This is a genomic window from Streptomyces sp. NPDC051987 (assembly GCF_040680735.1).
Lineage (GTDB): Bacteria > Actinomycetota > Actinomycetes > Streptomycetales > Streptomycetaceae > Streptomyces.
The window spans coordinates 51,391-78,234 of sequence record NZ_JBFAXI010000009.1; the positions used below are offsets into that span (position 1 = coordinate 51,391).

Below are 26,844 nucleotides of genomic sequence, written 5' to 3' on the forward strand. Positions count from 1 at the left end.
TCCTCCACCTTCCCCGGCAAGCTATCTCGATGTCAAGAGACTTGATGTCAAGAGACTTCATGTCGACACAACCACTACACTGATCGCCATGGAGGACGAGGTCGATCGGCTGGTCGCTGCGTGGCGCCGGGAGCGCCCGGACCTCGACGTGGAACCGCTCGAGGTGCTGAGCCGGGTGAGCCGGCTGGCCCGGCACCTGGACCGGGCACGTCGGCTGGCCTTCGCCGAGCACAGCCTGGAGCCCTGGGAGTTCGACGTGCTCACCGCGCTCAGGCGCGCGGGCACGCCGTATCAGCTCTCCCCCGGGCAGTTGCTGACGCAGACCCTGGTCACGTCGGGCACGATGACCAACCGTATCGACCGGCTGGCGAAGAAGGGGCTGGTGGAGCGGCTGCCGGACCCCAGCGACCGGCGGGGCGTGCTGGTCCGGCTGACCACGGAGGGGCAGGACCGCGCGGACCAGGCCCTGGCGGGTCTCCTCGCCCAGGAGCGGGCGATCCTCGGCGAGCTCTCCCCCGCCCAGCGCACCGAACTCGCCGGCCTGCTACGCCAGCTGACCGCCCCGTTCGACAACATCCCCGGCTGAGCGCTCCGCTGGAAAGTGCCGCACTTCGTCGACTGCCGCGCCGTCGTGGCTGGTCGCGCAGTTCCCCGCGCCCCTGCGGGGCGCCACCGCTCGGCTCGACTGCCGCGCCGTCGTGGCCGGTCGCGCAGTTCCCCGCGCCCCTGCGGGGCGCTACCGCCGGTCGCGCCCCCTGGCGGGGCGCTTGCCGAGGTGTGCCGGTCAGGCGCTGCTGCTCTCCTCCGGCATGATCCGTCCCGTGGGGCCCAGGTCCGCCGGGCCCACCCCGGCGCGCCGTGCCAGCGCCACCGCCGCCAGGGTGGAGTGGACGCCCAGCTTGCCGAGGACGTTCTGCATGTGGGTGCGGACGGTGTGCGGGGACAGGAAGAGGCGCTCGGCGACGGCCTTGCGCCCCAGGCCCGCCACCATGCACCGGAGGACCTCGCGCTCCCGCGGGGTGAGGGACTCCACCAGGCGTTCGCTCTCGGTGCGGTGCTTGCGGGCCGCCGTCAGCTCCCGCAGCACGCCCGTGAGCAGGGCCGGCGGCAGATGCGTCTCGTCGCGCAGCACGCCCCGGATGACGTTGAGCAGCCGGGACAGCGAGCAGTCCTTGGCGACCCAGCCCACCGCACCGGCCTGCAGGGCCAGGGCCGCGCGCCGCGGGTCGTCCTTCTCGGCGAGGACGACGACCCGGACCGCGGGCTGGGCCGAGCGGACGCCTGCGACCAGCGATATGCCGTCGACCAGCCCCTCCTCGTTGGCCTCCTGCACCGGCACGGCCGCGCGGCCGCCGGGCAGTCGACCGCCCAGGTCGGCGTCGACGAGCAGCACGTCGTAGCGGCGGCCCTCGGCCGCCGCGCGCTCCAGGCAGCGCAGCGCGGCCGGACCGCTGCCGGCCGCGGACACGTCGACGTCGGGCTCGGCGGCCAGTGCGGCGGCGAGCGACTCGGCGAAGATGCGATGGTCGTCGACGACCAGGACTCGGATGCGAACCACGAAACCCCCTTCCCCAGTGCTCTTCACGAGCCGGGGATACCCCAAGGTCCGGAGAACGACGAACCACGCGGACACGACACCCACGGGTGGACGGAACCGCACGGCCGCCGCCGTGCCTGAACTGCTACCCCCACCGCGGGCGTCGTATCCGACTTGATCTCGCCCCCTGATCAGCACCGGCCCCCACCGGCACTGCTCATCAGAGTACGGCTGGGCGCCGGGAGCGGAAGGCAATTTGCAGAACTGCCCGGCCGGCGCGTTTATGGTGTGCCGCATGTTTCGTATTGAGGCGGAAGTCGACAGGGAACGACGCGATCTGCTCCGCGCGCGGCTGCTGGCCACCAACACGGCGGCCTCTCCGATCCTCGCGGCTCTGCGCGGCACGCCGGACGAACGCGAGACGCCGCTGCACCTGTGGGCGATGGACGAGAGGTCGGGCGACCTGGCCGGTGGGCTGGTGGGGCACAGCTGGGCGTCCTGGCTGCACGTCACCTACCTCTGGGTGGACGCCCGCCACCGCGGCACGGGGCTCGGCGGCGGCCTGCTCGCGGAGGCCGAGCGGATCGCCCGCGCGGACCGCGGCTGCACCGCGGCCCGCCTGGAGACCTGGGACTTCCAGGCCCCGGAGTTCTACCGGAAGCAGGGCTACGACGTGGTGTGCGTGATCCCCGACTATCCGCCGGGGATCACGGAGTACACGCTGACCAAACGGCTGGGCTGAGCCTCAGCTCTCCCGGCGGGCGCCCGCCGACGGGACCGCCTCGAAGACCCGCGGGGCCTTGAAACCGGCCGCCGCGAAGGCCTCCTCGACCGCCTTGGTGATCGTGTCGACGTCGGCCGCCTCGGTGAGGACGATCGCCGAGCCGCCGAAGCCTCCGCCGGTCATCCGGGCACCCAGCGCACCGGCCGCGTTCGCCGCCTCCACGACCAGGTCCAGCTCGGGGCAGGAGACCTGGAAGTCGTCGCGCAGCGAGGCGTGGCCCTCGGTGAGGACCGGTCCGATGGCACGGGTGTCGCCCGCTTCGAGGAGGGCGACGACGCGCTCGACGCGGTGGTCCTCGGTGACGACGTGCCGGACCAGGCGCCGCACCTCGTCCTCGTCACCGAGGCGGTCGAGCGACGCGTCCAGGTCGTCGTAGGCGACGTCCCGCAGCGCGTCCACGCCCAGCAGGGCCGCGCCCTTCTCGCAGCCGGCCCGGCGCTTGCCGTACTCGCCGTTGCTGTGGGCGTGCTTGACCTGGGTGTCGACGACGAGCAGACGCATGCCCTCGGCCGCGAGGTCGAAGGGGATCTGCTTCTGCGAGAGGTCACGGGTGTCCAGGAACAGGGCGTGGCCCTGCTCGCAGCAGGCGGACGCCGTCTGGTCCATGATGCCGGTCGGCGCCCCGACGTAGACGTTCTCCGCACGCTGGCACAGGCGGGCCAGCTGCCAGCGCTGCAGGCCCAGTGCGAAGAGGTCGTTGAGCGCGAGCGCGATCACCACCTCCAGGGCCGCGGAGGAGGACAGGCCCGCGCCGGTCGGCACGGTGGAGGCGAGGTGCACGTCGGCGCCGGTGACCGGGTGGCCGGCCTCCCGCAGCGCCCAGACCACGCCCGCCGGGTACGCCGTCCACTGCTGGTCGGTGCCGGGTTCCAGGGCGTCGAGGGAGAGCTCGACGATCCCGCCCTCGACGTCCGAGGAGTGCAGCCGCAGCACGCCGTCGGTGCGGCGGCCGACGGCGGCCGTCGCCACGTGCGGCAGCGCGAACGGCATCACGAAGCCGTCGTTGTAGTCGGTGTGCTCGCCGATCAGGTTGACCCGGCCCGGCGCCGCCCAGACGCCGTCGGGAGCCGTGCCGTACAGCTCCTGGAAGGCGTCCGTCACCTCTGCTGCTGCGCCCACTTACTGCTCCCTTGCTGCGCTGATGTGCTGCGCGAACTCCCAGGCGTCCGCGACGATGCCCGCGAGGTCCGCGCGGGTCGGGTTCCAGCCCAGCTTCTCGCGGGCGGTGGCCGCCGAGGCGACCAGGACGGCCGGGTCGCCGCCCCGGCGCGGGGCCACGACCTCGGGGATGGGGTGACCGGTGACCTGCCGGACGGTCTCGATGACCTGGCGGACCGAGAAGCCCTCGCCGTTGCCGAGGTTGCAGATCAGGTGCTCGCCGGGCTGCGCGGCCGTCAGGGCCAGCAGGTGGGCGTCGGCGAGGTCGGCGACGTGGATGTAGTCGCGGATGCAGGTGCCGTCGGGCGTCGGGTAGTCGTCGCCGAAGACGGAGATGGCCTCGCGCCTGCCCTGGGCGACCTGGAGGACCAGCGGGATCAGGTGCGACTCGGGGTCGTGGCGCTCGCCCTGCGCGCCGTACGCCCCGGCCACGTTGAAGTAGCGCAGGGAGACCGCGCCCAGGCCGTGGGCGGCCGCCTCGCCGGTGATCATGTGGTCGACGGCGAGCTTGGTGGCGCCGTAGGGCGAGGTGGGGGCGGTGGGGTCGGTCTCGGTGATCGGGGTGTGGACGGGCTCCCCGTAGGTGGCCGCCGTGGAGGAGAAGACGAGCTTGCGGACGCCGGCCTCGCGCATCGCGGCGAGCAGCGCCATGGTGCCGCCCACGTTGTTGTCCCAGTACTTCTCGGGCTTCGCGACCGACTCGCCGACCTGGGAGAACGCGGCGAAGTGCAGCACCGCGTCGTAGGAGGGGTCCAGCCACTTGGCGGCGTCGCGGATGTCGCCCTCGACGAAGGCGGCGCCCGCCGGGACGCCCTCGCGGAAGCCCGTGGAGAGGTTGTCGAGGACGGTGACCTCGTGGCCCGCCTCCAGCAGGTGCTGGGCGACCACGCTGCCGACGTATCCCGCCCCGCCCGTCACCAGGTACTTCATCAACTCGCTACCTCTCGCAGTCGCTCGGCCGCGCGCTCCGGCGGCACGTCGTTGATGAACACGCTCATGCCCGACTCGGAACCCGCGAGGAACTTCAGCTTGCCGGACGTCCGGCGGATGGTGAAAAGCTCCAGGTGCAGCGCGAAGTCGTCGCGCGAGACACCCTCGAACTCCTCCAGCGTCCCGAACGGCGCCTGGTGCCAGGCGGCGATGTAGGGCGTGGGAGGCTCACCCTCACCGAAGATACGGTCGAAGCGCCTCAAGAGTTCCAGATAAACCTGGGGGAACTCTGAGCGCGCCGCCTCGTCGAGCCCGAGCAGGTCGGGGACGCGGCGCTTCGGGTACAGGTGCACCTCGTAGGGCCAGTGTGCCGCGTACGGCACGAAGGCGACCCAGTGTTCACCCTCAAGGACGACCCGCTCACCGGCGAGTTCACGTTCCAGGACGGCGTCGAAGAGGTTCTCGCCGCCCGTCGCCTCCTTGTGTGCCGCGAGCGAACGCAACATCAGTGCGGTGCGCGGGGTGGTGAAGGGGTAGGCGTAGATCTGCCCGTGCGGGTGACCGAGCGTCACGCCGATCTCCTCGCCGCGGTTCTCGAAGCAGAACACCTGCTCGACGGAGGGGAGATGCGACAGTTCCGAGGTCCGGTCGGTCCACGCGTCCAGGACCAGGCGGGCCTGCTCCTCGGTGAGGCTCGCGAAGGAGGCGTCGTGGTCCGAGGTGAAGCAGACCACCTCGCAGCGCCCGGAGTCGCCGGCCAGCGAGGGGAAACGGTTCTCGAAGACCACGACGTCGTACGACGAGTCCGGGATCTCGCTCAGCCGGTCGCCCTGGGTCGGGCAGAGCGGGCACTGGTCGGCCGGCGGGTGGTAGGTGCGGCCCTGCCGGTGCGAGGCGATCGCCACCTGGTCGCCGAGCAGCGGATCCCGGCGGACCTCCGAGGTGGTGTGCGTCCGCTCCAGCGGACGGCGGTCCACCGCGTCCCGCACGGTGTCGTCGCGCAGGTCGTAGTAGATGAGTTCGCGACCGTCGGCCAGCCGGGTCGAGGTCTTCTTCACTGCGGACTCCCGTTGATCGAGCCAGCCAACCATCAAACAGAACCGAACACACCAAAACACAACTCACCACCCCAGTCAACATCGCAATCAATCAAGGTGAGACAACGAAAGTGTTGAATTGCTGGGTGCAGAACCCCACAGATGCCCCCGTATCCCCCACATCGCTCGCGACGGATCTCACCACGGACCTCGCGGCGGGGCTGCGGCTCCCGACCAACGGCCTGGACTACACGATCCTGGCGATCTACTTCCTCGTGGTGCTGGGCATCGGCTTCGCGGCCCGCCGCTCGGTGAAGACCAGCCTCGACTTCTTCCTCTCCGGGCGGTCACTGCCCGCCTGGATCACCGGCCTCGCCTTCATCTCGGCGAACCTGGCCGCGACCGAGATCCTCGGCATGGCCGCCAACAGCGCGCAGTACGGCGCCTACACCGTGCACTGGTACTGGATCGGCGCCATTCCGGCCATGGTCTTCCTGGGCCTGGTGATGATGCCCTTCTACTACGGAAGCAAGGTCCGCTCGGTCCCCGAGATGCTGCTCCTCCGCTTCGACAGAGCCGCACACCTGCTCAGTTCGATCCTGTTCGCCTTCGCGGCCATCCTGATCGCCGGTGTGAACCTGTACGCCCTGGCGATCGTCGTGGAGGCGCTGCTGGGCTGGCCGCAGTGGGTGGCGATCGTGGTCGCCGGCGCGTTCGTGCTGGCGTACATCACCCTCGGCGGTCTCTCCTCGGCCATCTACAACGAGGTGCTGCAGTTCTTCGTGATCCTGGCGGCGCTCATCCCGCTCTCCGTGCTCGGCCTGAAGAAGGTGGGCGGCTGGGGCGGCCTGGTCGACAAGCTCACCGCCACCCACGGCCACAACTTCACCACCGCCTGGGGCGGCACCGGCATCGGCTCCGCCAACCCGCTCGGCGCGAACTGGCTGACCATCGTCCTCGGCCTCGGCTTCGTGCTCTCCTTCGGCTACTGGACGACGAACTTCGCCGAGGTGCAGCGGGCCCTGTCGGCGAAGAACCTCTCCGCCGCCCAGCGCACCCCGCTGATCGCCGCCTACCCGAAGATCTTCATCGTCTTCCTGGTGATGATCCCGGGGCTGGTCGCCGCCGCGCTGGTGCCGAACATCGGGACCGCGAAGTCCGGTCTCCAGTACAACGACGCGATCCCGTACCTGATGTCGCAGCTGCTGCCCAACGGCGTGCTCGGTATCGCGGTGACCGGTCTGCTGGCGGCCTTCATGGCGGGCATGGCCGCCAACGTGTCGTCCTTCAACACCGTGTTCACCACCGACATCTGGGCGAAGTACGTGGTGAAGGGCCGCGAGGACGGCTACTACGTGCGCTTCGGACGGCTCATCACCGCGATCGGCGTCTGCGCGTCCATCGGCACGGCGTTCCTGGCGTCGTCCTTCTCGAACATCATGAGCTACCTCCAGACGCTGTTCTCCTTCTTCAACGTGCCGATGTTCGTCGTCTTCGTCGTCGGCATGTTCTGGAAGCGGGCCTCGGCGAAATCCGGCTTCTGGGGGCTGCTCGCGGGGACCGTGACCGCGATGGTCAACTACTTCGTCCTCTACAAGAGGGGAATCATCAGCATCCCCTCCGACCAGGGCGCCAACTTCGTCTCGGCGATCGCCGGGTTCGTCGCGGGGGCGGTGGTGATGGTGATCGTGTCCCTGTTCACCGCGCCGAAGCCGGAGGCGGAGCTGGCCGGGCTCGTCTACGGCACGACGTCCCCCGGCATGGCCGAGGCACCCGCGCCCGGTGACGAGGCCTGGTACCGGCGGCCGACGCTGCTGGGATGGGGGGCGGTGGTCCTCGCGGCCCTCTGCTACATCCCGTTCTCGTTCTGATCGCCGTCGCTGGAGAATGGAGAGAGGAGACACCATGACCGACGACTCCGGGCACTCCGGGTTCCACTACTCCGAGCAGGACGTCCAGCGGGAGGTCACCGAGCTGCAGGGGCGGTCGGCGACCGCCGCGCGGATCTTCGACCTGCGGCGGATCATCGGTGGGTTGTTCGTGCTGTACGGGATCATCGTCACGATCACCGGGATCACCGACTCGCAGGCCGAGATCGACAAGGCACAGGGGATCAACATCAACCTGTGGACCGGGATCGGGATGCTGTTGCTGGGGGTGTTCTTTCTGGTGTGGCTGTGGCTGCGGCCCACTCCGCCGCCGGTTCCTTCGGTGGAAGGAGAGAAGGAGGCGGAGTAAGCAGTCAGTTGTCTGCGGGTGCGTGGGGGCTGGTCGCGCAGTTCCTCGCGCCCCTGGGTAGGGGCCCTGCCGTCGGCTAAAGGTCCAGCCCTGTTGAATTGTTGAGTGGGCCGGCCCTGTCCAGGAGGCCTGTCCGTGCCGCCAGCGCCGCCGCTTCCAGCCTTGACCCCACGCCCAGCTTCATCAGTACGCGCTGTACATGGGTGCGGGCCGTGCTCGGGGCGATGCCCATGCCGGCGGCGATGATGCGGGTGTCCTCGCCGTCGGCGACGCGGACCAGGACCTCCACCTCCCTGGGGGTGAGTATCTGCAGGAGGCGCTGACCCTCGTCGTCGGGCTGGGCGGCCGGGTTGAGGAGTTCACCGAAGGCGCCCTGGAGCAGGGCGGGCGCGACGGCGGCCTCCCCGGCCCGCGCCTTCATGATCGCCCGCTCGACGCCCTCGATCCGCTCGTCGTGCCGTACGTACCCGGAGGCGCCCGCCGCGAAGGCCGCCGCGATACCCCGCGGGGACGGCACCGGGCCCAGCACCAGCACCGCGACCTGCGGCCGCTCCTTCTTGATCCGTATCACCGGGTCGAAGATCCCCGGTTCGGCCGGGGTCGCCGTGCCGAGCAGGCACACCTCGGGGGCCCGCGTGATCACGAGTTCGGCCGCGCCCGCCGCCGGTGCCGCCGCGGCCAGCACCCGGTGGCCGCGCAGTTTCAGCGCCGAGGCCAGCGCCTCCGCGAGCAACCGGTGGTCGTCGACCACCATGAGCCGCACTCCCATAGAGCAACCCCCCAGTCCCCCCAATGGATGCCCCACTATGGATGCCCACTGGTCCCCATGGACAGAGGGCCCCCCGGCACCCCGTCCTTCATGCCCCCGGAAGCTACACGCTTGTTCGACGTTGCGCTGCCCCTACTCATGAGAAGTGCCCCGGATCGGAGGAATCTCAAGGTTTTCTCGTATTCGAGGGTGAAGAGCGCGTATCAGCCGCCCGCGCCGAAGGCGGTGACCAGGTACTGCCTGGCCGACGAGGACGGGTCGGGCGCGTGGGCGAACGGGGCGGACAGGTAGAGGCGGCCCTGCGAGTAGCGGACCTCGGCGTACTCGGGTGACATGGTGTTCTCCACGTCCTTGACCGCCGTGGTCGCCGGGTTCTCCAGCAGCTTGGTCTCCTTGAACGAGCCGCCGTCGATGCTGACGACCTGGGCGCCCTTGTCGTACGGCGCGTTCTTGTACGCGATCAGATCGGGACCGTCCATGCGCAGGGGCGTGATCGTGTAGTTGTTCCCGGCGTCGGCGCGCTGGCCGGTCTGCTTGCCGGTGCCCAGGTCGAAGGCGACGATCTCGTTGGTCCTCGTGGACTCCCCGTCTCCGTCGTGCTGTTCGGTCGCCAGGTACAGCCTGTCGTTTCCGACCACCACTCCCGTGCACTTCTCCAGTTCGTAGATGCCGTCGCAGCGGGCCGCGTAGTCGCTGCCCGGCGTGGAGATGCGGGTGCGCAGGGCGCCGGTCCTGGAGTCGATGGAGAAGACGTCCGAGAAGCCGCTGCCGTCGCCGGCGCTGTCGTTGACGTCGGCGGCCACCACCAGGGGGTCGGTGGACACGACGCTCGCGTAGTCGATCCCTGCGGTCATCGGGTACTCGGAGAGCACCTTGCCGGAGACCGGGTCGAGGGTCTGGATGTGCAGCCGGCCGGTGTCGCCGCTGCCGCACCTGCGGACCGCGACCAGCTTGGCGCCGCCGCCGTAGCCGGCGTCGTAGCAGCTGTCGGCCGCCTTCGGCTGCCAGCGGACCGTGCCGGAGGCGAGGTCGAAGGCGGCGCCACCGCTGGAACCGCCGACCGCGACCGTCTGCTGAGCGACCGTCACATTGTCGAAGCTGACCGGGACGTCACCGGACTTGATCGTCCTGGTCCACAGTTTCCGGCCGGCGTTCAGGTCGATCGCGGCGACCTGGGTGCAGCCGGCCGTGGAGCCCTGGGCGGGCGTCCTCGGCTGGAAGACGACGGCGGTCCGGCCGTCGGCGCTGACGTGCCCGGTGGCGCGGCAGACCGGGCCGGGCAGGGGGACCGTCCAGAGCCTGGCGCCGGAACCGGGGTCGTAGCCGGTGATCTCGGCGATGCCGGTCTTGGCGTACACCTTGCCGGTGAGCCAGGAACCGGCGGTGACCGTGGTGTCCTCAGCCGTGGGCAGCGGGATCTGGAAGAGGACCTTGGCGGCGGTGTCCGGCGGCACCTTCTCGGTGCCCTTGCCGTGCGCGCCGCCGCCGGCGTGGGCGGTGTCGCCCTTCCTGCCGTCTCCGCCGGAGGACCTGGCGTACCAGATGCCGCCGCCGATGATCAACGCGATCGCGACGACCGCGGCGACGACGATCAGCAGCACGGCGTTGTTGCGCCCGCCGGGGGCGGGAGCGGGGCCGCCGGCCTGGGCGCCGGGGTAGCCGAAGCCGTGACTCGGCGGCTGGGCGTACGGGTTGTGGGCCGGAGGCTGGTGCGGATAGCCGTAGCCGGGCGGCGGGGGCGGTTGGTGCGGGTAGCCGTAGCCCGGCTGCTGGGGCGGTTGATGCGGGTAGCCGTAGCCCGGCTGCTGGGCGTACGGGTTCGGCGGCTGGTCGGGCGGGGGCGGCTGGGTCATGGCGGGGTTACCTCGGAAGACGGCTGGGACGGCGTGCGGCGCTGGACGGCGAGTGACGGGTCCCGCTCAGTTGCCGAAGGCCATCATCAGCTTCTCCTTCGCGTCGTCGCCGCCGGTGAGCCGCGTGGTGGAGAGGTAGAAGCGGCCGCCGGTCCAGTCGACCGCGCCGTCGTAGAAGCCGCTCTCGATCTCGGCGGTGTGCCGCGGGTTCTGCAGCAGCCTGGTGGTGCGGTGGGTGGCGCCCGCGGTCGGGACCGACACGACCTGGCCGCCCGCGTCGTACGACGGCCGTACGTACGCGACGAGTCTGCCGCCCTCGGCCTTCATCGGGTACATCGACTCGTCCGTCGGGGACTTCACACGCCACTTCGCCGTGCCGTCGGCGAGGCTGATCGCGACGATCTCGTTGGCGCCCCCACGCACGTCGGTCGGCAGGTAGAGGGTGTTCGCGTCGGCGGCCACGCCCTGGCAGCCCTGGAGATCACGGTCGAGGCCCGCGAAGCCGCACTGGGGCGCGAACTTCTCGTCCACCTTCACCTCGGTACGGAAGGTGCCCCGGGCGTCCAGGACCGAGATGTTCCAGGCCTTCTTCTCCTCGTTGGTCAGGTAGACCACGAGCGGGTCGACGGAGTAGGTCCGCTCGACCGTCCAGCCCTTCTTCACCGGCCGCGTCCACTCGACCCTGCCGGTGGCCGGGTCGAGTCGGGATATCTCGTCGTGTGCGTTGCTGCCACCGGCGGCGCAGGAGGCCACCTCGACCAGCCGGTCGGTGCCGCCGGCGAACGCGGTCGGGAAGCAGGCAGCGCCGTATTTCTTCTTGTCGTACAGCTTGGCGCCGCTGCCGATGTCGTATGCCGTGCCCGACTCGGAGCGGCCCACCATCAGCGTCTTTCCGCTGATGGTCAGCTCGATGCTGAGCGCGCTGTCGAACAGGCCGCCGTCGGCGACGGTCGCGGTCCAGCCCTTCCTGCCGGTGTCCAGGTCGATCTGCTGCAGCCGGTTGCACTTGGCGCGGTCGCTGGTACCGCTCATGTAGGCCACGACGACCTTGTCGTCCGCGGACTTCCGCGCGGTGACCGCACAGATCTTCTGCGGGAACGTGATCGGGGCCCAGGCCGGGACGCCGTCGGCCACCCGGTAGGCGAAGACCTGCTTGTACGCCGCCTTCACCGCCGTCTTCCGGGTGATCCACATGCCGGGTGCGTCCGCGCCGGAGGCGGGGGCGTCGGGGGCCGACTTGTACCAGAGCACCTTGGCCTCGCCGGAGGTGCGGCCCGCGTTGAGGTCCTCCGGGTCCGCGCCGCCGGCGCCGCTGCCGTCGCCGGGGTCGACGGGGGTGCCGGAGGCCTTCGGGTCTTCGGACTGCCGGGCGACCGGTGTCCTGCCGTGGTCCCCGGTGGCGGTCACGGCGTACACCGTGCCGCCGACGACCAGCAGGCCCGCCACCGCCGCCGCGACGATCAGCGCGGGCTTCCCCTTGACCGGCCCGCCGCCTCCGCCGGGAGGTGGGGGCGTCCCCGGTCCGCCGGGGACACCCCCGAAGTACTGCGGCTGCTGCGGGGGGTAGCCGTAACCGGGCTGCGCCCCGTACGGGCCCGGCGTGCCGTAGGGGCCGGGGGCGGGCTGCGGCGGGTGGCCATGACCGGGCTGCGGCGGGGGCGCGCCGAAGCCGCCTTGGGCGGGGGGCTGTTGCGGGGGTGCGCCGAAACCGCCCTGCGCAGAGGGCTGCGGCGGAAGCGCGCCGAAGCCGCCCTGCGCAGAGGGCTGTTGCGGGGGTGCGCCGAAACCGCCCTGCGCAGAGGGCTGCGGCGGAAGCGCGCCGAAACCGCCCTGCGGGGAGGGCTGTTGCGGGGGTGCGCCAAAACCGCCCTGCGCAGAGGGCTGCGGCGGAAGCGCGCCGAAACCGCCCTGCGCAGAGGGCTGCGGCGGAAGCGCGCCAAAACCGCCCTGCGCAGAGGGCTGCGGCGGAAGCGCGCCGAAACCGCCCTGCGCAGAGGGCTGTTGCGGGGGTGCGCCGAAACCGGCCTGTGCGGAGGGCTGCGGCGAAGGCGCACCAAAACCGGCCTGTGCGGAGGGCTGTTGCGGGGGTGCGCCGAAACCGGCTTGCATGGGCGGCTGTTGGGGGTAGTCGACGCCGTCGGCCGGCGGCGGTGGCTGGTCCTGCGGTGCTCCGAAAGCGCCGTGCGGCGGCTCGCCGGGCGGCTGTGTCATCAGCGTTCTTCCCCCTCGTTCACTGATTTCGAGCCATGCCCAAGGCCGGTGACGGTACCGCGACAGCGCTCAGGCAGTTCTCAGGCTGACCTTTCTACCACCCGGCACCGACCGCCCACGGGCCCGTGTCTGCCGCTGTTCCCAAGGGAGAACCGGCCCGTGATGCCGCCGTTACGCGCCTCCACGCCCTCTTCACCGGGCCCTCGCAAGGGGGTCGCGCGCGGGCCCGGGAGAGGCTGATTCACGCCGGTGGGGCGGCCAGACGTCGGCTGCCTGGCGTCGGCTGCCAGGCGTCGACTGCTAGGCGTCCTCCGCCAACTCCAGCCAGCGCATCTCCAGTTCCTCCCGCTCACCGGCCAGGTCGCGCAGCTGCGCGTCGAGTTCGGCGACCTTCGCGAAGTCGGTGGCGTCCGCGGCGATCTGGTCGTGCAGCTTGGTCTCCTTCTCGGAGATGCGGTCCAACTGCCGCTCGATCTTCTGGAGTTCCTTCTTGGCGGCCCGCTGGTCGGCGGCGCTCCGCTCGGTCGTGGCGGCCTTGGGAGCAGCGGCCGCGGCGGTGGCGGCGACCGCCTCCTCCATGGCCTGCCGGCGTTCCAGGTACTCGTCGATGCCGCGCGGCAGCATCCGCAGGGTGGCGTCGCCGAGGAGGGCGAAGACGCGGTCGGTGGTGCGCTCGACGAAGAACCGGTCGTGGGAGATGACGATCATCGAGCCGGGCCAGCCGTCGAGGACGTCCTCCAGCTGGGTGAGGGTCTCGATGTCGAGGTCGTTGGTGGGCTCGTCGAGGAAGAGGACGTTCGGCTCGTCCATGAGCAGGCGCAGCAGCTGGAGCCGACGGCGCTCACCGCCGGACAGGTCGCCGACCGGCGTCCACTGCTTCTCCTTGTTGAAGCCGAACGTCTCGCACAGCTGCCCGGCGGTCATCTCGCGCCCCTTGCCGAGGTCGACGCGCTCGCGGACCTGCTGGACCGCCTCCAGGACACGGGTGTTCGGGTTCAGCTCGGCGACCTCCTGGGAGAGGTAGGCGAGCTTGACGGTCTTGCCGACGGCGATCCGGCCGCCCGCCGGCTGCGCCTCGCCCTCGGTGCGCGCGGCCTCGGCCATGGCGCGCAGCAGGGAGGTCTTGCCCGCGCCGTTGACGCCGACCAGGCCGATGCGGTCGCCGGGACCGAGCTGCCAGGTGACGTGCTTGAGCAGCACCTTGGGGCCGGCCTGGACGGTCACGTCCTCCAGGTCGAAGACGGTCCTGCCGAGCCGGGAGGAGGCGAACTTCATCAGCTCGGAGGTGTCGCGCGGCGGCGGCACGTCCTTGATCAGCTCGTTGGCGGCCTCGACCCGGAAACGCGGCTTGGAGGTGCGGGCGGGGGCGCCGCGGCGCAGCCAGGCCAGCTCCTTGCGGACCAGGTTCTGCCGCTTGGTCTCCTCGGTGGCCGCGATCCGTTCGCGCTCCGCGCGGGCGAAGACGTAGTCGGAGTAGCCGCCCTCGTACTCGTAGACGGCGCCCCGCTGCACGTCCCACATGCGGGTGCAGACCTGGTCGAGGAACCAGCGGTCGTGGGTGACGCAGACCAGCGCCGAGCGGCGCTCGCGCAGGTGCCGGGCGAGCCAGGCGATGCCCTCGACGTCCAGGTGGTTCGTCGGCTCGTCGAGGACGAGCAGGTCCTGCTCCTCGATGAGCAGCTTGGCGAGCGCGATGCGCCGCCGCTCACCGCCGGAGAGCGGCCCGATGACGGTGTCCAGGCCCTTGGGGAAGCCCGGCAGGTCCAGTCCCCCGAAGAGACCGGTCAGGACGTCCCTGACCTTCGCGTTGCCGGCCCACTCGTGGTCGGCCATGTCACCGATGACCTCGTGCCGGACGGTGGCGGCCGGGTCGAGGGAGTCGTGCTGGGTGAGGACGCCGAGGCGCAGCCCGCCGGAGTGCGTGACGCGGCCGGTGTCGGCCTCCTCCAGCTTGGCGAGCATCCGGATGAGGGTGGTCTTGCCGTCGCCGTTGCGGCCCACCACACCGATCCGGTCCCCCTCCGACACGCCGAGCGAGACGCCGTCCAGCAGGGCACGGGTGCCGTAGACCTTGCTGACGTTCTCGACATTGACCAGGTTGACGGCCATTTCACTCCTGCGCACGGGGGTCGGTCAGCCTTCTAGCGTAGGGCCTCGGGGGTGGGGGGCGGGCGCGTGCCTTCCACTTCGCCGCGATCGGCCTGCTGGTCAGCGGCCTGATCTGACCGCGAGCGACGAACTCTGAACGGGACAGCCCCTCAGATCACCGTCGCACCCGGCGCGGGGGACGCTGCCGTGCGGGTTGTGCGGCAGGTGGCGGAGGTGCGGAGGGCCTGGGAGACCTTCTGGGCGGAGGCGGTGTCGCGGACCAGGAACGCCGTGGTGGGACCGGAACCGGAGACCAGGGCGGCGAGCGCGCCGGCCGCGCGTCCCGCCGCCAGGGTGTCCGCGAGTTCCGGGAAGAGGGAGAGCGCGGCGGGCTGGAGGTCGTTGGAGACGGTGGCGGCGAGCGCGTCGGCGTCGCCCTTGGCGAGGGCGTCGAGGAGGTCGCGGGAGGCGACCGGCTCGGGGATCTCGTGCCCCTCGGCCAGCCGGTCGAACTCGCGGAAGACCGCCGGGGTCGACAGGCCGCGCTCGGCCATGGCGAACACCCAGTGGAAGGTGGCGCCGGTTTCCAGCGCCGTCAGTCGCTCGCCTCGTCCGATACCGAGGGCGGCGCCGCCGACCAGGCTGAACGGCACGTCGCTGCCCAGTTCGGCGCAGATGGCGAGGAGTTCGGCGCGGGAGGCGCCGGCGCGCCAGAGCTCGTTGCAGGCGAGCAGCGCGCCCGCGCCGTCCGCGCTGCCCCCGGCCATGCCGCCGGCGACCGGGATGTCCTTGGCGATGTGGATGTGCACCGCCGGTTCGATGCCCCGGCGCGCGGCGAGCGCGACGGCGGCGCGGGCGGCGAGGTTGGTGCGGTCGAGGGGGACCTGGTCGGCGTCCGGGCCCCCGCAGGTGACGGTCAGCTCGTCGGCGGGCGTGACGGTGACCTCGTCGTAGAGGCCGACGGCGAGGAAGACGTTGGCCAGGTCGTGGAAGCCGTCGGGGCGGGCGGCACCCACCGCGAGCTGGACGTTGACCTTGGCGGGGACGCGTACCGTGACGCTCACTGACCGGACTCCCTGTGCTCGGCGATCCTCGCGAACTCTTCCACGGTCAGCGCCTCCCCGCGGGCCTGCGGGGAGACCCCGGCCGCGACCAGCGCCGCCTCCGCGGCCGCCGCGGACCCGGCCCAGCCGGCCAGCGCCGCCCGCAGGGTCTTGCGGCGCTGCGCGAACGCCGCGTCGACGACCGCGAAGACCTCGCGCCGCGACGCCGTCGTCTTGAGCGGCTCCGCGCGCCGGACGAGCGAGACGAGCCCGCTGTCGACGTTGGGCGCGGGCCAGAAGACGTTGCGTCCGATGGCGCCGGCCCGCTTCACCTCGGCGTACCAGTTGGCCTTGACGGACGGCACGCCGTACACCTTGTTGCCGGGTGCGGCGGCGAGCCGGTCGGCGACCTCGGACTGCACCATCACCAGCGTCCGCTCGATGCTCGGGAAGGTGTCGAGCATGTGCAGCAGGACGGGGACGGCGACGTTGTAGGGGAGGTTCGCGACGAGCGCGGTCGGCGGCGGGCCGGGCAGCTCGGTGACGTGCATCGCGTCGGAGTGGACCAGCGCGAACCGGTCCGCGCGCGCCGGCATGCGCGCCGCGATCGTCGCGGGCAGGGCGCCGGCCAGCACGTCGTCGATCTCGACGGCGGTGACCCGGTCGGCGACCTCCAGGAGCGCGAGCGTGAGGGACCCGAGCCCGGGGCCGACCTCCACCACGACGTCGTCCGGGCGGACCTCGGCGGTGCGGACGATACGGCGGACCGTGTTGGCGTCGATCACGAAGTTCTGGCCGCGCTGCTTGGTGGGGCGTACACCGAGCGCTGCCGCGAGTTCACGGACGTCGGCCGGGCCGAGGAGGGCGTCGGGGGTGGGGCTGCTCACGGGACAAGGGTACGGGCCGCCGGGGGCGCCTCCGGCCGGTCGCCCGTGCGGCCGCTTCCCCGGTCACTTGTGGAGCCGGGCCCCGCAGTGCGGCCAGGGCGTGGCGCCGCGGCTCACGTAGAGCTTCTTCGCGCGGAACGTCTGCTCCTCGGCCGAGGCGTCCTGCGGGCGGCCGCTGCCGCCGAGGCTGTGCCAGGTGTGGGTGTCGAACTGGTACAGCCCGCCGTACGTGCCGGAGGGGTCCACCGCGTGCGGGCGGCCGCCCGACTCGCAGGCGGCGAGACCGTGCCAGTTCAGGCCCTCGGCGCCCTTCACCGAGTCCGGGTGCGGCTTGGTCCCCACCCTGACGAGCTGGGTGCGCGGCCGGCGCACCGTCTCGGACGTCTCGCGGCGCGGCTTCTGCCGGACCCCGTTGACGGTCCGCAGGTAGTAGGTCACCCGGCGCAGACCCGGCCGCCCCGCCCGCTCGATCACCTCGGTGCCCTTGAACAGGGTCGGGTCCGCGGTCCGCCGCACCTCGAACGGGATGATCTGCTCCTGCACCTCCCTGCTGCCCGTGACACGCAGCACGGTCACCGTCTGCCCGTCGCGCGGGAAGGCGGACGGGGGCACGGAGGTGGTGTCCTGGCCGTGCAGGGTGACCCCGGCCTCCGCGACGGCCTCGCGGACGGTCGCGGCGTTGGTGCGGATGGTCCGGGTCCGGCCGTCCGCCACGATCGTGACCGTGCGCTCGGTGCGCACGTCGAGCGCGAGCCCGGCGCGGCCGATGCGCTGGGAGCGTGCGGCCGACAGGTACGCGCCCTCGGCGCGCACCCCCAGCTGCCTGAGTGCCCCGTCCACCGTGCCCGCCGTCGTCCACACCTCGCGCCGTTGGCCGTCCAGCGTGAGCCGCACGGGGCGGCCGTAGCGCACCGCGACCTCGTCGCCGCTGGCCAGCGGGGTGCCGGGGGCGGGGGCGACGACGTCGTGCGTCCCGACCGGCACGCCCTGCTCGGCCAGCAGGCCGGTCACGTCGTCCGCGAACGTATGCAGGGTGCGCGGCCTGCCGTCCACGGTCAGCTCGATCGCCTTGTCCTTGGCGAGGAACGCGGTGGTGCCGCCCGCGAGGAACGCCACCACGAGCGCCTGCGGCAGCAGACGGCGCACGGCGGACTCCGGGCGCCTGGCGTACCGCGCCCTGCGCCGGCGTGCGGCGCGCCGGCCCGCCATGGCGTGGGCGCCTCCGTCGCGCGCTTCCTTCGGCACGCCGCGCTCGCCCTGCCGGGGCAGCACCGGCTCACTCCGGTGCGCCTGCGCCGCGACCTCGTACGCCGGGCGGTACGTGTCGGCGCCGTACGGCGTGCCGTAGCCCAGCGTCCGCGCGTCGTGCAGGCCGTACGCCGTCCCGTGCACGCCATGGGTCCCTTGCGCGCCGTACGGCCCCTGCGCGCCGTACAACCCGTGCGCGCCGCGCACGCCAGGCGCGCCGTAGGGGCCGTACGCCCCAGACGTCTCGTACTGCGGTGTGCTCACGCCGACACGCTCCAGAGGGCCAGAGGGGTCCGGATCGGGCCACCAGAACCTAGCGGAGCGCCCGTCACTCTCCAAAGCGGCACGACTACCCAGAGTGGCGTACGGACCGGGTGCGCGCCCCCGCGAGCGTTATCGCCCGGTTATGATCGGTACACCCTCAGTAATCGAAGGCGCGCGCCGTGTTCGCGCCCAGGGCCGCCGCCAGGGTGTCCTCGTCGATGCCGCGCACCGCGGCCAGCGCCCGCACCGTGACCGGAACGAGATACGGCGCGTTGGGCCGTCCGCGGTACGGAGCCGGGGTCAGGAAGGGCGCGTCGGTCTCCACCAGCAGCAGTTCGAGCGGCGCCACCGCCACGGCGTCCCGCAGGTTCTGGGCGTTCTTGAAGGTGACGTTGCCGGCGAAGGACATGAAGTAGCCCTCGCGGGCGCACTCCTCGGCCATCTCGGCGTCCCCGGAGTAGCAGTGGAACACCGTCCGCTCGGGGGCGCCCTCCTCCTTGAGGACGCGCAGGACGTCGGCGTGGGCGTCGCGGTCGTGGATGACCAGGGCCTTGCCGTGCCGCTTGGCGATCTCGATGTGGGCGCGGAAGGAGCGCTCCTGGGCGGCCTTGCCCTCGGGCCCGGTGCGGAAGTAGTCGAGGCCGGTCTCGCCGACGCCCCTGACCTGGGGCAGCCCGGCCAGCCGGTCGATCTCGGCCAGGGCCTCGTCCAGCGCGGCGTCACCGCCGGGCACCCGCGCCCCCTGCCGCGACCGCCCTCCCCCGGCCCCAGGGGGCTGGGAGGTGCCCCCAGGATCACCGTGCACGATGCGCGGTGCCTCGTTCGGGTGCAGGGCGACGGCCGCGTGGACGTTCTCGTGCGCGGCGGCGGTGTCGGCCGCCCATTGCGAGCCCTTGAGGTCGCAGCCGACCTGGACGACGGTCGTCACGCCCACCGACGCGGCCTTCGCGAGCCCCTCCTCGACCGTTCCGGACTGCATGTCGAGGTGGGTGTGCGAGTCGGCGACGGGCACCCGGAGGGGTTCCGGGAGCGGCGGCGCCGTGTTCTTGTCGGCCGGGCGCGCGGCCGTACCGGAGGCGTTCGAAGGCATGCCCCGATCCTACGAAAGGGGCATGCCCGCCGGATCCGCGCCCGGGTCAGCTCGCCTTGCGCTGGAAGGGGTGCAGGAGGTCCGACAGGTGCCAGTGGTGCACCGCCCTGACCTCCGCGGCCGGCCCGGTCCCCGCGCTCTCCTGCCCGGCGGAACGATCCCGCACCGACGGCTGGCGCGCGCGCTGCGCGGCGTTCCGCACCGACGAGACCTGGCCCGCGCGCATGATCCGCAGGACCTGGCCGTCGCAGTTCTGACAGGAGGGCCTGCTCAACGGCGACGGAACGACCCGGCCGTTGGCCACGTACCTGACGAACTCGTGGTTGTCGGCGTCGGTGTGGTGCTCTATCTCGTACGACTGCTCCCAGCCGTGCCCGCACCGCATGCAGGCGAAGGAATACGACTCGTGGACGACTGCCGTGGCCGCTCCGTGGAGGCCGGTCTGCCCTGCGATCTCACTCATGCCAGCTCCTCTTGTCCGCGTGGACAAGCACGCACCCCCGGCGCGGGATTCCCCCCGGAATCCCATGGGGGTGAGGGACGGGTGCGTCCCTGCTGACCAGTGGACGCCTTCACCGACGCGAATGCGACCGGCCTGCCGAGTGTTGGAGGCGATTTGGCGGTCGCTTGCCGAATCGGCCTTTTCGCAGGGGGATTGGCTTTGCCTTTCCCGCCCCCGCTTTACCGTGCCGTGGGGCGCGCGCTCAGAGGAGAAGCCTCCCGCTCAGAGGACCCATCCCCGCAGGTCAGGGGCGCGCGCTCAGGAGAGGAGCGGCGCGCTCAGAGATCAGGGAGCGCCCCTGGGAGACCCGGGCCCCGCGGCGCCCCGCAAGGGGCGCGGGGAACTGCGCGACCGGCCCCCGTCACCCCCCACCCGACTACACAGGAGCAACCACGACGGCGCTCAACGCCCCTCCCCCTCAGCCCGCTTGGAGGCCACCACCGCGTCGAACACCACCCGCTTGGGAATCCCCGCCTCGACCGCCACCGCCGCGATCGCCTCCTTCCGCCGCTCCCCGGCCTCCTCCCGCACCCGCACCCGACGCACCAGCTCCGCCGCGTCGAGTTCCTCGGCCCCCCGCTCCGGCGCGCCCTCCACGACCACGGTGATCTCGCCGCGCACCCCGTCGGCGGCCCACACCGCCAGCTCGGCCAGCGGACCGCGCCGTACCTCCTCGTACGTCTTGGTCAGCTCGCGGCAGACGGCGGCCCGCCGCTCGGCGCCGAAGACCTCGGCCATGGCGGCGAGGGTGTCGTCGAGACGGTGCGGGGCCTCGAAGTAGACGAGGGTGCGGCGCTCCTCGGCCACCTCGGCCAGCCGGGAGCGGCGCTCACCCGCCTTGCGCGGCAGGAAGCCCTCGAAGCAGAACCGGTCGACGGGCAGCCCCGACAGCGCGAGCGCGGTGAGCACGGCGGACGGCCCCGGGACGGCGGTGACCCGGATCTCCTTCTCCACGGCGGCCGCCACCAGCCGGTACCCGGGGTCGGAGACGGACGGCATCCCGGCGTCGGTCACGAGCAGCACGCGCGCGCCGCCGACGAGTTCCTCGACCAGCTCCGGGGTGCGGGCGGCCTCGTTGCCCTCGAAGTAGGACACCACGCGCCCCTTGGGGGTGACGCCCAGCGCCTGGGTGAGCCACCGCAGCCGCCGCGTGTCCTCGGCCGCGATCACGTCGGCGCCGGTCAGCTCCGCGGCGAGCCGGGGCGGGGCGTCCGAGACGTCGCCGATGGGGGTGCCTGCGAGGACAAGGGTTCCAGTCACGGCTCCATCCTCGCAGCCGCCACCGACATCGCCGTCCCCACCGGCGACGCCGCCTCTACCGGCAGCACCGCACCCACCGACAGCACCGCACCCATCGGCGACACCGCCCCCGGGCGCCCCGCCGCCGAACGCAAAGGAACCGACGTGAAGACCCATTGCACGGGACTCACACAGAACGGTTCCCTACGATGGCGCGGTGACCAGTACCGCGTCCTCCACGGACACCCGGCAGGGCCAGGCGGCGCTCGACGAGCGGCCGGCGTGGCAGCAGCGGCTGCGCCGGTTCGGCTACCCGGCCGGCCGCCCCTCGCACACGGCGCACGTCACCGGCGGCAGAGACTCCGCGGGCTCCGGCGCGCCCGCCGATGTCGTCGACCGGCTGGTGCCGCCGTATGCCGAGCCCAGCTCCCGGCTGTGGCTCGCCCTGGGCGTGCCCCCGGTGCTCGCCGGGCGGATCACGCGCTGGTCGGGCTGGGGCGGGCCGCTCCTGGTGACGCTGGTGGCGGGGCTGCTGCGGTTCTGGAACCTGGGCAGCCCCAAGGCGGTGATATTCGACGAGACGTACTACGCGAAGGACGCGTGGGCGCTCGTCCACCGCGGTTTCGAGGTCAACTGGGACAAGAACGCCAACGACCTGATCCTGCAGAAGGCGGGCCACGTCGGCATCCCGGTGGACGCGGCGTATGTCGTGCACCCGCCGGTCGGCAAGTACGTCATCGGCCTCGGGGAGCTGGTCTTCGGCTTCAACCCGTTCGGCTGGCGGTTCATGACGGCGCTCCTGGGCACGCTGAGCGTGCTGCTGCTGTGCCGGATCGGGCGCCGGCTCTTCCGGTCCACGCTGCTGGGCTGCCTGGCGGGCGGGCTGATGGCGGTGGACGGCCTGCACTTCGTGATGAGCCGCACCTCGCTGCTCGACGGGGTGCTGATGTTCTTCGTGCTGGCCGCGTTCGGCTGCCTGGTCATCGACCGGGACAAGGCACGGCAGAAGCTCGCGGCCGCGCTGCCGGCGGACACCGGCGGCCGGGTCCGGCCGGACGCGCGCGTGGCCGACGGTTTCCGCTTCGGCTGGCGTCCCTGGCGCTGGGGCGCGGGGGTGCTGCTCGGCCTCGCGATCGGCACCAAGTGGAACGGCCTGTACATCCTGGCCGCGTTCTGCCTGATGGCGCTGCTCTGGGACGTCGGCGCCCGCAGGGTGGCCGGTGCCCGGCATCCGTACAAGGCGGTCCTGGCGCACGACACGGGGATCACCCTCCTGGCGACGGTCCCGGTGGCGATCGCCGTGTACCTGGTCTCCTGGATCGGCTGGATCCTGTCCCCCACCGACGGCACCGGCGGCTACTTCCGCAACTGGGCGGCCACCGCGGGCCGGGGCGGCCACTGGACGTTCCTGCCGGACTGGCTGCGCAGCCTGTGGCACTACGAGCACGAGGTCTACCTGTTCCACGTCGGCCTGTCGACGCCGCACACGTACATGTCGAACCCGTGGTCCTGGCTGGTGCTGGGCCGCCCGGTGTCGTACTACTACGAGTCGCCGTCCCCGGGGGTCGACGGCTGCCCTGCCGACGCCGGGGAGAAGTGCGCCCGCGAGGTGCTCGCGATCGGCACCCCGCTGCTGTGGTGGGCGGCCTGCTTCGCGATCGTCTACGTTCTGTACCGGTGGGCGTTCCGCCGCGACTGGCGGGCCGGTGCCATCGCCTGCGGCATCGCGGCCGGTTACCTGCCCTGGTTCATGTACCAGGAGCGGACGATCTTCCTCTTCTACGCCGTCGTCTTCGTGCCGTTCCTGTGTCTGGCGGTGGCGATGATGATCGGCGCGATCATCGGCCCGCCGGGCTGCAGCGACACCCGCCGGCTGGTCGGCGCGTCGAGCGCGGGCGTCCTGGTGCTGCTGATCGTCTGGAACTTCATCTACTTCTGGCCGCTGTACACGGGCACGGCGATCCCCATCGACTCCTGGCGTTCCCGTATGTGGCTGGACACCTGGGTCTGAGTCCGCATTCCTGACCGCTGACGGGCCAACGGTTCGGCCAACAATCGGTCAACCGCTGTCACAGGGGCCCGCGACGACCTACAGTGCGCACCACGACCAGCTTTTTGAACGCGTTCACAAAATGCGGCAAAAGCTCACGGGGAGGGATTTTCGCACTATGCGCAAGGGGGTCAAGGGCACCCTGATCGGCGGGGTGTGCGCCGCCGTGCTGGGCGGCGGGGGTTACGGCGCCTACAACGTGCTGTCGGCGCTCCACGACGACGGCACACCGGCCGTGCGGACCGGCCCGCCGACGCAGGACGAGATCAGGGACACCACGCAGAAGTTCTTCACGGCCTGGGAGAAGGGCCAGTCGGTGACCGCGGCCTCGTACACGAACGACGCCGCCGACGCCGAACCCGTGCTCACGTCCTTCACCGACGTGGCGCACATCAAGGACGTGCGCATCACGCCCGGCAAGGCGACCGGGACCACCGTGCCGTACACCGTGAAGGCGACCGTGTCCTACGGGGGGAAGTCGAAGCCGCTCGCCTACCGGAGCCACCTGAGGATCGTGCGCGGCGAGACCACGCACCGCGCGCTCGTCGACTGGGACCCGTCGGTGGTCCACCCGCAGCTGCGGCGCGGCGACACCCTGTCCACCGGCGAGGCGGCGAGCCCGCCGATCGAGGCCGTGGACCGCGACGGCAAGGTCCTCTCCAAGGACCGGTACCCGTCCCTCGGCCCGATCCTGGACGAACTGCGCAGCCGCTACGGCGACAAGGCGGGCGGCACCCCCGGGGTGGAGCTGGTCATCCGGCACGCGTCCGCGGAGTCCGCCGACACCACGCTGCTGACCCTCAAGGAGGGCCGGGCGGGCACGCTGCGCACGACGCTCGACGCGCGTCTGCAGGCCGCCGCCGAGACCGCGGTGACGAAGTACGCCGAGTCGTCGGTGGTGGCCGTCAAACCGAGCACGGGCGAGGTGCTGGCGGTCGCCAACCACCGCGAGGACGGCTTCAACGCGGCCTTCCTCGGCGAACTGGCACCCGGCTCCACCATGAAGATCATCAGCGCGGCCACCCTCATCGACACCGGCCTGACCACGGCCGACGGCCCGGCGCCGTGCCCGCCGACCGCGACCTGGCAGAGCCAGACCTTCAGCAACCTCAAGGGGCTCCGGCCCGACGAGAAGGCCACCCTCTCGGACAGCTTCGCGCGCTCCTGCAACACGGCGTTCGTGAAGTACGCGGACTCGGTCCAGGTCGACTCGCTGACCAAGGAGGCCGAGGACCGGTTCGGGCTCGGTAAGAACAACTGGAAGGTCGGCATCCCGAGCTTCGACGGCCGGGTCCCCGCCTCCGGCGGCCCGGACACCGCGGCGAACCTGATCGGCCAGGGCCAGGTGCAGATGTCCCCGCTGAACATGGCCTCCGTGGCGGCGACCGCGATGACCGGGACCTTCCGGCAGCCGGTGCTCGTCCCGCAGAAGCTGGACGGGCGTGCGCTGGCCACCGCCAAGGGACTCTCGGCCACCACGGTCGCCCAGCTGCGGGCCATGATGAACCGCACCGCGACCAGCGGCACCGCGGCCGGTGTGATGCGCGGGCTGAGCGGCACCATCGGCGCCAAGACGGGCTCGGCGGAGGTCGACGGCCAGTCCAGGTCGAACAGCTGGTTCGCCGGCTACCGCAACGACGTCGCGGCCGCGGCCATGACCCAGGACGGCGGCCACGGCATCGACGCGGCCGGTCCGATTGTCGCAAGCGTGCTACGGATCGGAGGCTGACGTCACCCCCACAGGCCGGGACTCTAGGCTGGTGCCGTCGTTGGGGAGCGTGAGGGCTACGGGGCGGCGGGGACCCTGGGGAATGCGCGGAGGAACGGACCAGTGGGCAAGAGAAGGCGCGTCGCCGAGCGACGGAAGAACAGACCCGCCGTCATCGGCGGGTTGATCGCCGTCGTCGTCGGCGGTGCGGGCTTCGGCCTCTACGCGCTGTACGGCGGCGGCGCGGCCGACGCGGCGGCGCGGACGGCCGACCACAAGCCCGTCAAGACCGGCCCGCTCTCGGCCACCGAGGTGCAGACGACCGCGCGCACCTTCCTGTCGTCCTGGCAGCAGGGCAAGGTCACGCAGGCCGCCGCCGTCACCGACGACAGCAAGGCCTGCGTCAAGCTCCTCACCGGCTACGCCAAGGACGCCCATGTGACGGGCGTCACCCTCACCGAGGGCACCCGCACCGGCGACAAGGTCCCGTTCTCCGTCAAGGCGACCGTGTCGTACAAGGGCGTCAGCAAGCCGCTGTCGTACGACTCCGCGTTCACCGTGGTCCGCCGGACCAGTGACGGCAAGCCGGTGGTGAACTGGCACGCCGCGGTCGTCCACCCGGACCTCGCGGACGGCGACACGCTGGTCACCGGCGAGTCCGGCACCCCGCCCGTCAAGGCCCTGGACCGCGACGGCGGGGAGATCACCACCGCAAGGTACCCGTCGCTGGGCACCGTCCTCGACGGGCTGCGGGAGAAGTTCGGCAAGAAGGCCGGCGGCAGGGCGGGCGTCGAACTGCGCGTGGTGCGCGGCGCGGCGTCCGAGAAGGCGAAGCTGTCCGACAAGACGCTGCTGGAGCTCAGCAAGGGCACGCCGGGCACGGTGAAGACCACGCTCAGCCCGACCCTGCAGGCGGCCGCGGAGAAGCAGGTCACCACGCAGAAGAACGCCTCGGTCGTGGTGATGCGCCCGTCGACCGGCGAGATCCTCGCCGTCGCCAACTCCAGCCACGGCTTCAACGTGGCCTTCCAGGGCTCGCTCGCGCCCGGTTCCACGATGAAGATCGTCACCTCGACCATGCTGTTCGAGAAGGGGCTGATCACCCCGGACGCCTCGCACCCCTGCCCGAAGACGTACAAGCTCGCCGGGTGGACGTTCCACAACGACGACGACTCCGAGATCAAGAAGGGCACGTTCAAACTGAGCTTCGGCGCCTCCTGCAACAACGCCTTCATCGACTTCGCGCCCAAGCTCTCCGACAGCGACCTGACCACCGAGGCGCAGCAGGTCTACGGCCTCGGCATGGACAACTGGGCCATCGGCGTGCCGACCTTCGACGGCTCGGTCCCGGTGCAGAGCGGCGCGCAGATGGGCGCCTCGCTGATCGGGCAGGGCGGGGTGCGCATGAACCCGCTGAACATGGCGTCGGTGTCGGCCACGGTGGACACCGGCTCCTTCCACCAGCCGTACCTGGTCGCGCCGAACGTCGACAACCGGACGATCGCCAAGGCCTCGCGCACGATGTCGTCGAAGACGCAGGCGCAGCTGAAGGAGGTCATGCAGTACACGGCGGGGTACGGCACGGCCGCCAAGGCGATGTCGGGGCTGCCCTCGAGCTGCGGCGCGAAGACCGGCTCGGCGGAGGTCGACGGCCAGAAGAAGCCCAACGGCTGGTTCACCGCGTACTGCGGTGACTTCGCCGCCGCGGGTGTGGTGCAGGCGGGCGGCCACGGCGGCGACACGGCCGGACCGATCGTGGCGGCGCTGCTGAAGCTGGGGGCGTCCCTCTAGGGCCGACAGGGGCGCGGCCGGGGCCGCGCGGACCGGACGGACGGGTCAGCCGGCCACGGGAGTGGCCATGTAGGTGCGCCGCAGGAAGCGCAGCAGCGCCTTCGACTCGAACTGGACCACCGAGGTGCCGTGGTCGGAGTGGAACTCCACCACGGCCTGGACCCGGCCCAGCGGCCAGACCCGTACGTCGCCGCTCTCCGTGGGCGCCCTGAGGCCCTGCTCCAGCAGCGAGCGCGAGAACGTCCACTCGTCCGTGCCGGGCAGGCCTACCTGGACCGACCGCGGGTCCGCGTCGGGGTCGTATCGCAGGACGACCGGTACCCCGGGCGGCTCGTCCCGGGAGTCGTCGTCCGTGACGATGTGGGCTCGCGCGTACTGCTCGACTACAGACATCGGACTGCCCTTCACGCTCCGTGC

22 protein-coding genes are annotated in these 26,844 nt (G+C 71.8%); 7 read left to right on the top strand and 15 right to left on the bottom strand.

Annotated elements, in window-relative coordinates:
• Window positions 1–88: 88 nt before the first annotated feature.
• The gene (gene tamR / locus AB0M11_RS07590) at window positions 89–586 is read left to right on the top strand and encodes a MarR family transcriptional regulator TamR (RefSeq protein WP_365702429.1); all 498 of its coding nucleotides are present in this window, start codon (window positions 89–91) and stop codon (window positions 584–586) included.
• 198 nt (window positions 587–784) lie between these two features.
• On the opposite strand, the gene AB0M11_RS07595 is transcribed toward tamR, so the two are convergent.
• On the bottom strand, window positions 785–1,558 hold the full coding sequence (locus AB0M11_RS07595; RefSeq protein ID WP_365702432.1) for a response regulator transcription factor: 774 nt from the start codon (window positions 1,556–1,558) through the stop codon (window positions 785–787).
• A gap of 262 nt (window positions 1,559–1,820) precedes the next feature.
• Between AB0M11_RS07595 and AB0M11_RS07600 the strand changes: the two genes are divergently transcribed.
• Window positions 1,821–2,279: a GNAT family N-acetyltransferase gene (locus tag AB0M11_RS07600; protein ID WP_365702598.1), complete on the top strand. Its 459-nt coding sequence runs from the start codon at window positions 1,821–1,823 to the stop codon at window positions 2,277–2,279.
• Window positions 2,280–2,282: 3 nt separating this feature from the next.
• Here the strand turns inward: AB0M11_RS07600 and galK are convergent, their stop codons facing one another.
• From galK to galT, 3 genes are read right to left on the bottom strand one after another with little or no spacing between them, the layout of a single operon-like run.
• Window positions 2,283–3,440 (bottom strand): galactokinase, encoded by a 1,158-nt coding sequence (gene galK, locus AB0M11_RS07605; protein WP_365702434.1) that lies wholly within the window; start codon window positions 3,438–3,440, stop codon window positions 2,283–2,285.
• Window positions 3,441–4,409 (bottom strand): UDP-glucose 4-epimerase GalE, encoded by a 969-nt coding sequence (galE, locus tag AB0M11_RS07610; protein WP_365702436.1) that lies wholly within the window; start codon window positions 4,407–4,409, stop codon window positions 3,441–3,443.
• Window positions 4,409–5,467 carry a galactose-1-phosphate uridylyltransferase gene (gene galT, locus AB0M11_RS07615; RefSeq protein ID WP_365702438.1) on the bottom strand — a complete coding sequence of 353 codons (1,059 nt, stop codon included), beginning with the start codon at window positions 5,465–5,467 and terminating at the stop codon, window positions 4,409–4,411. The genes galE and galT overlap by 1 nt, the downstream gene beginning before the upstream one ends.
• Before the next feature lie 200 nt (window positions 5,468–5,667).
• On the opposite strand from galT, the gene AB0M11_RS07620 reads away from it, so the two are divergent.
• Window positions 5,668–7,317: a sodium:solute symporter family protein gene (locus AB0M11_RS07620; protein WP_365702600.1), complete on the top strand. Its 1,650-nt coding sequence runs from the start codon at window positions 5,668–5,670 to the stop codon at window positions 7,315–7,317.
• Between the two features lie 34 nt (window positions 7,318–7,351).
• Window positions 7,352–7,684: a hypothetical protein gene (locus AB0M11_RS07625; protein WP_351957286.1), complete on the top strand. Its 333-nt coding sequence runs from the start codon at window positions 7,352–7,354 to the stop codon at window positions 7,682–7,684.
• A gap of 76 nt (window positions 7,685–7,760) precedes the next feature.
• Here AB0M11_RS07625 and AB0M11_RS07630 read toward each other — a convergent pair whose 3' ends face one another.
• From AB0M11_RS07630 to rsmI, 10 genes are all read right to left on the bottom strand, one after another.
• A complete protein-coding gene (locus AB0M11_RS07630) occupies window positions 7,761–8,453 on the bottom strand; it encodes a response regulator transcription factor (RefSeq protein WP_365702441.1) in 693 nt (230 codons plus the stop codon).
• Window positions 8,454–8,656: 203 nt separating this feature from the next.
• A complete protein-coding gene (locus AB0M11_RS07635) occupies window positions 8,657–10,306 on the bottom strand; it encodes a PQQ-binding-like beta-propeller repeat protein (RefSeq protein WP_365702443.1) in 1,650 nt (549 codons plus the stop codon).
• Between the two features lie 66 nt (window positions 10,307–10,372).
• The gene (locus AB0M11_RS07640) at window positions 10,373–12,517 is read right to left on the bottom strand and encodes a hypothetical protein (protein ID WP_365702445.1); all 2,145 of its coding nucleotides are present in this window, start codon (window positions 12,515–12,517) and stop codon (window positions 10,373–10,375) included.
• A gap of 300 nt (window positions 12,518–12,817) precedes the next feature.
• Window positions 12,818–14,626 (bottom strand): ABC-F family ATP-binding cassette domain-containing protein, encoded by a 1,809-nt coding sequence (locus AB0M11_RS07645; protein WP_365702447.1) that lies wholly within the window; start codon window positions 14,624–14,626, stop codon window positions 12,818–12,820.
• Window positions 14,627–14,775: 149 nt separating this feature from the next.
• Window positions 14,776–15,669, bottom strand: a complete 894-nt coding sequence (locus AB0M11_RS07650) for a 4-(cytidine 5'-diphospho)-2-C-methyl-D-erythritol kinase (protein ID WP_365702450.1) — start codon at window positions 15,667–15,669, stop codon at window positions 14,776–14,778.
• Window positions 15,666–16,535, bottom strand: coding sequence for a 16S rRNA (adenine(1518)-N(6)/adenine(1519)-N(6))-dimethyltransferase RsmA (rsmA, locus tag AB0M11_RS07655; protein WP_365702452.1), 870 nt, complete (start codon window positions 16,533–16,535; stop codon window positions 15,666–15,668). The genes AB0M11_RS07650 and rsmA overlap by 4 nt, the downstream gene beginning before the upstream one ends.
• 63 nt (window positions 16,536–16,598) lie before the next feature.
• The gene (locus AB0M11_RS07660; protein WP_365702602.1) at window positions 16,599–17,906 is read right to left on the bottom strand and encodes a ubiquitin-like domain-containing protein; all 1,308 of its coding nucleotides are present in this window, start codon (window positions 17,904–17,906) and stop codon (window positions 16,599–16,601) included.
• Between the two features lie 298 nt (window positions 17,907–18,204).
• Window positions 18,205–19,137 carry a TatD family hydrolase gene (locus AB0M11_RS07665; RefSeq protein ID WP_365702454.1) on the bottom strand — a complete coding sequence of 311 codons (933 nt, stop codon included), beginning with the start codon at window positions 19,135–19,137 and terminating at the stop codon, window positions 18,205–18,207.
• A gap of 46 nt (window positions 19,138–19,183) precedes the next feature.
• The gene (locus AB0M11_RS07670) at window positions 19,184–19,600 is read right to left on the bottom strand and encodes a hypothetical protein (RefSeq protein WP_365702456.1); all 417 of its coding nucleotides are present in this window, start codon (window positions 19,598–19,600) and stop codon (window positions 19,184–19,186) included.
• A gap of 441 nt (window positions 19,601–20,041) precedes the next feature.
• Complete coding sequence (gene rsmI / locus AB0M11_RS07675) at window positions 20,042–20,899, bottom strand: 16S rRNA (cytidine(1402)-2'-O)-methyltransferase (protein ID WP_365702458.1); 858 nt, start codon at window positions 20,897–20,899, stop codon at window positions 20,042–20,044.
• Between the two features lie 196 nt (window positions 20,900–21,095).
• On the opposite strand from rsmI, the gene AB0M11_RS07680 reads away from it, so the two are divergent.
• From AB0M11_RS07680 to AB0M11_RS07690, 3 genes are all read left to right on the top strand, one after another.
• Complete coding sequence (locus AB0M11_RS07680; protein ID WP_365702460.1) at window positions 21,096–22,889, top strand: phospholipid carrier-dependent glycosyltransferase; 1,794 nt, start codon at window positions 21,096–21,098, stop codon at window positions 22,887–22,889.
• 157 nt (window positions 22,890–23,046) lie between these two features.
• Window positions 23,047–24,657, top strand: a complete 1,611-nt coding sequence (locus tag AB0M11_RS07685; RefSeq protein WP_365702462.1) for a penicillin-binding transpeptidase domain-containing protein — start codon at window positions 23,047–23,049, stop codon at window positions 24,655–24,657.
• Between the two features lie 102 nt (window positions 24,658–24,759).
• Window positions 24,760–26,427 (top strand): penicillin-binding transpeptidase domain-containing protein, encoded by a 1,668-nt coding sequence (locus tag AB0M11_RS07690; protein WP_365702464.1) that lies wholly within the window; start codon window positions 24,760–24,762, stop codon window positions 26,425–26,427.
• Between the two features lie 45 nt (window positions 26,428–26,472).
• Here AB0M11_RS07690 and AB0M11_RS07695 read toward each other — a convergent pair whose 3' ends face one another.
• The gene (locus tag AB0M11_RS07695) at window positions 26,473–26,820 is read right to left on the bottom strand and encodes an SsgA family sporulation/cell division regulator (RefSeq protein ID WP_365702466.1); all 348 of its coding nucleotides are present in this window, start codon (window positions 26,818–26,820) and stop codon (window positions 26,473–26,475) included.
• Window positions 26,821–26,844: the final 24 nt, after the last annotated feature.